General features: G+C 66.7%; 5 protein-coding genes. 3 read left to right on the forward strand and 2 right to left on the reverse strand.

Going from position 1 to position 5,071, the window contains the following annotated elements:
• On the forward strand, nt 1-792 hold a 792-nt coding region (locus Q8814_RS24320), incomplete at its 5' end, for an aldehyde dehydrogenase family protein (protein ID WP_330154534.1).
• 16 nt (nt 793-808) lie between these two features.
• On the opposite strand, the gene Q8814_RS24325 is transcribed toward Q8814_RS24320, so the two are convergent.
• Complete coding sequence (locus Q8814_RS24325) at nt 809-2,359, reverse strand: MDR family MFS transporter (RefSeq protein WP_330154535.1); 1,551 nt, start codon at nt 2,357-2,359, stop codon at nt 809-811.
• On the reverse strand, nt 2,356-3,015 hold the full coding sequence (locus Q8814_RS24330) for a TetR/AcrR family transcriptional regulator (protein ID WP_330154536.1): 660 nt from the start codon (nt 3,013-3,015) through the stop codon (nt 2,356-2,358). Before Q8814_RS24330 ends, Q8814_RS24325 begins: the two co-directional genes overlap by 4 nt.
• Before the next feature lie 243 nt (nt 3,016-3,258).
• On the opposite strand from Q8814_RS24330, the gene Q8814_RS24335 reads away from it, so the two are divergent.
• The gene (locus tag Q8814_RS24335; RefSeq protein ID WP_330154537.1) at nt 3,259-4,635 is read left to right on the forward strand and encodes an MFS transporter; all 1,377 of its coding nucleotides are present in this window, start codon (nt 3,259-3,261) and stop codon (nt 4,633-4,635) included.
• Nucleotides 4,632-5,071: aldehyde dehydrogenase family protein (locus tag Q8814_RS24340; RefSeq protein WP_330154538.1), on the forward strand; the 440-nt coding region annotated here is incomplete at its 3' end. The genes Q8814_RS24335 and Q8814_RS24340, both read left to right, overlap by 4 nt.

Genomic DNA, 5,071 nt, shown 5'->3' on the forward strand with positions numbered 1-5,071 from the left:
CTCGGCGTCAAGAACCCCATGATCGTCGCCGCGGGCGCCAACCTGCGCGAAGTCACCGACGCCGCGGTCCGCGCGTGCTATTCGAACTCCGGTCAGCTGTGCATCTCGATCGAGCGCATCTACGTCGAGAGGTCGATCGCCCCCGAGTTCCTGCGCATGTTCGGCGACCGGGTGCGGAAGATGGCGCTCGGTCCGGGTTACGAGCTCGGCACCGAAATGGGCTCCCTCGTCAGCGAGGATCAGCTCAAAGCCGTGTCGGGGCATGTCGACGACGCGGTCGCCAAGGGCGCCACGGTGGTCGCGGGCGGCAAGCCCCGTCCGGATCTGGGACCGCTGTTCTTCGAACCCACGGTGCTCACCGACGTGCCGGAAGACGCCGAGTGCTACGCGAACGAGACGTTCGGGCCACTGGTGTCGGTGTACCCGGTCGACGATGTCGAGGACGCGATCCGCCGGGCCAACGACACCGAGTACGGCCTCAATGCGTCCGTGTGGGCGGCGACGAAGGCGCAGGGCGAGGCGATCGCGGCCCGCGTGCGCGCCGGCACCGTCAACGTCGATGAAGGCTACGCACCAGCCTGGGGGAGCACCGACGCACCCATGGGCGGCATGGGGATCTCCGGGGTGGGCCGCCGACACGGCGCGGACGGACTGCTCAAGTACACCGAGTCGCAGACGATCGCGGTGACCCGGATCCTCAATCTCGACGGTCCACGCGCGGTGCCGAGGAGGGTGTGGGCGAAGGCGCTGCCGCCGTTCGTCGACGCCCTCAAGTGGCTGCCCGGCCGCTGAACCCACACCTCGGCAGCTACACCTCGGCCTGCGACGACGCCTTCCGCTCGATCGTGGTGGCGAGCGGTTTCTCGATCACGAAGTACAGCCCGACCGCCGCGATCACCGCCAGCGGACTGATCACCAGGTAGATCGGTGTGAGTGCGTCGTTGTAGGACTCGAGGATCGGGATGCGCAGCGCGCCGGACAGGTGGTGGACCGTCTCGGGGGTGAGCGAGTTGACGTCACCGGCGGTCTCGCCGGGCGGTAGCCGCTCGCCGAGAAGACTCGCCAGACGGCTGGTGAAGACGCTGCCGACGACCGCGGCGCCGAGGGTCGCGCCGATCTGCCGGAAGTAGTTGTTGCCCGCGGTGGCGGTACCGACCTCCTCGATGGGGAACGAGTTCTGCACGACGAGGACCAGCAACTGCATCGAGGAGCCCAGGCCGATGCCCAGTACGGCGAGGAAGCAGCACACCAGCCAGACCGGGGTGCCGACCGTGAGCAGCGACAGCAGCACCAGCGCCGCCGAGACCAGCAGAGCCCCGATGATCGGGAGTGTCCTGTACCGCCCGGTCCGGCTCACGTACCGCCCGACCAGCGTGGACGTGGTGAGCATGGAACCCATCATCGGCAGCATCAGCAGGCCGGCGACCGTCGCGCTCCGGCCCGCCACCATCTGCAGGTACGTCGGCATGTAGGACGCGACACCGAACAGCGGAACACTGACCAGCAGCCCCGCGAGAGTGCAGAGGTTGAAGTTGCGGTCGCGGAAGAGATGAAGCGGCAGAACGGGTTCGGCGACGCGGCTTTCGATGAACACGAACAGCGATGCGGCTGCGAGGGTCCCGGCGATCAGCGCGAGCACGACCGGTGAGGTCCAGGCGTACCGCGATCCGCCCAGTGACGCGACGAGCACGAGAAGCGTTGTGGCGACCGACAACACAGCCATGCCCGCCACATCGATGCGCCGGCGTGGGCCCCGCTCGGCGGGCATGCGCAGAAAGAAGATCGCGGCGAGCAGCGCGAGAGCGCCCAGCGGCAGGTTGATCCAGAACACCCACCGCCAGCCCGGACCTTCGGTGAACCATCCGCCGAGCAGGGGGCCGCTGACCGAGGAGATCGCGAAGACGCTGCTCATGATGCCCATGTACTTACCGCGTTCCCGGGCAGGGATGACGTCGGCGATGCTCGCCTGCGACAGGATCAGCAACCCTCCACCGCCGGCGCCCTGAACGGCTCGCCCGACGATGAGCCACGTGATGCTGCCGGCCAGCGCGCTGACCAGCGATCCGGCGAGGAAGACCGAGATGGCCGCGAGCAGAATCGGTTTCCGGCCGAACAGGTCTCCCAGCTTCCCGTAGACCGGCATCATGATCGTCGACGCGAGGATGTAGGCGGTGATGACCCACAGCATCTGGTCGACACCTTGCAGTTCGCCGACGATGGTGGGCAGGGCCGGGTTGAGGACCGTCTGGTTGAGCGACGCGGCGAGCATCGCCACCATCAGGCCGGCGAAGACGAATGTGACGCTGCGCCGATCGACCGGCGTCTTCGTGACGGCGGGCGTCCCGGTGTCTGCTGTCACGAGTGCGTGACCTCTCTGAACAGCGCGAATGTGCGATGAAGGATCGCGTCGGCGTCGGCCTCGGTCTGACCGGGATGCGCAAGAATCGGGCGCATCGCCATCCGCATCACGGCCGCCGCCACGGTGACGATCATGCGGGCGGTGTCTTCGGCGGAGTGCTCGGCGTGCGTTGCGCGCCAGTGCTCGGATTCGGCGAGTTTGTCGGTGACGAGTTTGGTCACCAGCGCTTCGACGTCGTCGACATGTTGAAAACGTTTCCGCGCCAATTCCGGATGGCGGTCCATCAACTCGACGTAATGCTGCTGGGAGATCTGCCGGTGGTTGCTGGTGCGAAACACGGCCAGCAGCAGGAACGCAACCTTCTCGACGAGGTCGCCGCCGGGTTCGACGACGAAGCCCGCGGCGACATCCCGGTCGATGACTGCGCCGCGCAGTCCGAGTACCGCGTCTTCCTTGGACCGGAAGTAGTTGAAGAAGGTGCGTGGGGAGATCTCCGCCTTCTCGGCGACCGCTTCGATCGTGACGTCGGCAAGCCGGTCGTGCGTGGCGGCAGCCTCGGCTGCGGCGAGGTGGATCGCCGTCCACGTGCGGGCGCGTTTGCGGGCGCGGTGCGAGTTGGGGTCGCCGGCAGCCTCGGGCTGCGTAGCTGCAGTCATGAATATTTACAGTATTGCAAATTTGCACGTTAGTAAATATGGGCGTCGTCTCCCGAGTGCGCCTCATCGCGCTTTGCTGCGCGCGAATCGGCGATACAGTGCGGCATCACCCCGGCAAGATCGGCCTCATATGTCATATGTGACCAGAAGTCAATGGTTGACGAGTGGGCAGTGCCCAAGGTTACATCTTAGTGGTAAGTCTTTAAGGACTTAAGTAAATGACATCCGAGACCGAGGACCCTTATGACACCGGTATCGACCACCATGTCTAGTACCGCCGAGATGATCAGTGCGCGCCTCGAGCGGTTGCCGATGAGCCGCTGGCACATCAAGGCCCGTGTGATCGTCGGCGCCGTCACCTTCTTCGACGGCTTCGACCAGCTGATGATCGCGTACTCACTGCCCGTCCTGATCCCCAAGTGGAACCTCACGGCCACGTCCGTGGCCTGGGTCATCGCGATCGGTGGCCTCGGCATGCTCGTCGGCGCACTCGGGGGCGGCTGGCTCGCCGACCGCGTCGGCCGCCTCAACGTCATCATCGGCTCGCTCGCCCTCTACGCGGTGATGAGCCTGGGCATGGCCTTCACGGACTCACTGATGCTGTTCCTGGTGTTCCGCTTCGTCCAGGGCATCGGCCTGGGCGCCGAAGTGCCCGTCGCCGCCACCTATATCGGCGAGATCACCAAAGCACACAAGCGAGGCCGGTTCGTTCTGCTCTACGAGGTGATCTTCCCGATCGGCCTGGTGGCGTCCGCGGTCGTCTCCGCGTGGATCGTGCCCCGTTACGGCTACCAGATCCTCTTCGCGCTCGGCGCCGTGCCCGTCCTGCTCCTGCCCGCCCTGTTCAAGCTTCCCGAATCGCCGCGCTGGCTCGCCTCACGCGGCAAACTGACCGAAGCGCACGCCGCGATGGTCCGCATCGAAACCGAGATCACCGCCCGGTACGGCAAGGCTCTGCCCGAGCCCCAGCCACTTCCCGCAACGGTCGCGGACACCACCCGGGGCAGGTTCATCGAAGCGTTCCAGGGCATCTACCTGCGTCGCACCCTCATGCTCGCCGCGATCTGGTCGTCCGCCTACTTCGTCAACTACGGCATCGCCTCGTGGCTCCCGACCCTCTACAGCAGGGTCTTCGAACTCGATGTCGACACGGCCCTGCGCTACAGCATCTTCACCACCGTCGCCGGTCTCGTGGGTTGCGTCGCGGTCGCCTTCCTCATCGACAACCTCGGCCGCCGCATCTGTATCACCGCTTCGATGGTGCTGTGCTCGGCGATGCTCTTCCTGCTCGCGACCACCGGAACGGGCTCCGCAACCTCCGTGCTGTTCTGGTCGGCCGGCGCCGCACTGTTCGTCTTCGCGGTCAACATGGCCCTGTACGTCTACACCGCGGAGCTGTATCCGACCCGCATGCGGGCCATCGGCTGTGCGATCGGCGGGGCCAGCGGCAGGCTCGGCATCATCGTCGGACCGCTCGTGGTCGGCGGCATCCTCGGCGCCGGTGGCACCCTCGCCCTCGTGTTCGGAATGTTCGGGATCGTCGCCCTGTTCGGCGCGGTCATCGTCGGAATCTTCGCGGTCGAAACCCGCGAGAAGACCCTCGAGGAGATCTCGCAGTGACCACCGCAGCCGTTCTCACCGCCACCGCTCACGACTTTCGGCCCGTCGCCGACGAAATCCTCGTCGGAGGAAGCCGGCGTCGCGGCGCCGGACCGGCGTTCGCCGTCACCGATCCGTCGACGGGACAGACCCTGCAGATCGTGCACCAGGCGACCGCCGCCGACGTCGACGACGCTGTCGCAGCCGGACGTGCGGCAGCCGCCGACCCCGCGTGGCGTGGCATGCTCCCGCACGAGCGGGCCCGCTACCTGCACCGCATCGCCGACGCGATCGACGAGAACACCACCCGCCTGGCCGTGCTGCAGAGCTACAACACCGGAAAGACCGTCACCGAGACCACCGCGCTCGTCGGCAGCGCTGCCGGCACCTTCCGATACTTCGCGGCGGTACTCGAGACCGCCGACGATGCGCTCACGACGCCGCGCGGGTCTCCCGT

Origin of the sequence: Rhodococcus chondri, from assembly GCF_036327435.1 — a bacterium.
GTDB lineage: Bacteria > Actinomycetota > Actinomycetes > Mycobacteriales > Mycobacteriaceae > Rhodococcus > Rhodococcus chondri.

What these genes read in the sequence shown, in the direction of transcription:
- Q8814_RS24330 (WP_330154536.1), bottom strand. Translation starts at nt 3,015, where the DNA reads ATGACTGCAGCTACGCAGCCCGAGGCTGCCGGCGACCCCAACTCGCAC.
- Q8814_RS24335 (WP_330154537.1), top strand. Translation starts at nt 3,259, where the DNA reads ATGACACCGGTATCGACCACCATGTCTAGTACCGCCGAGATGATCAGT.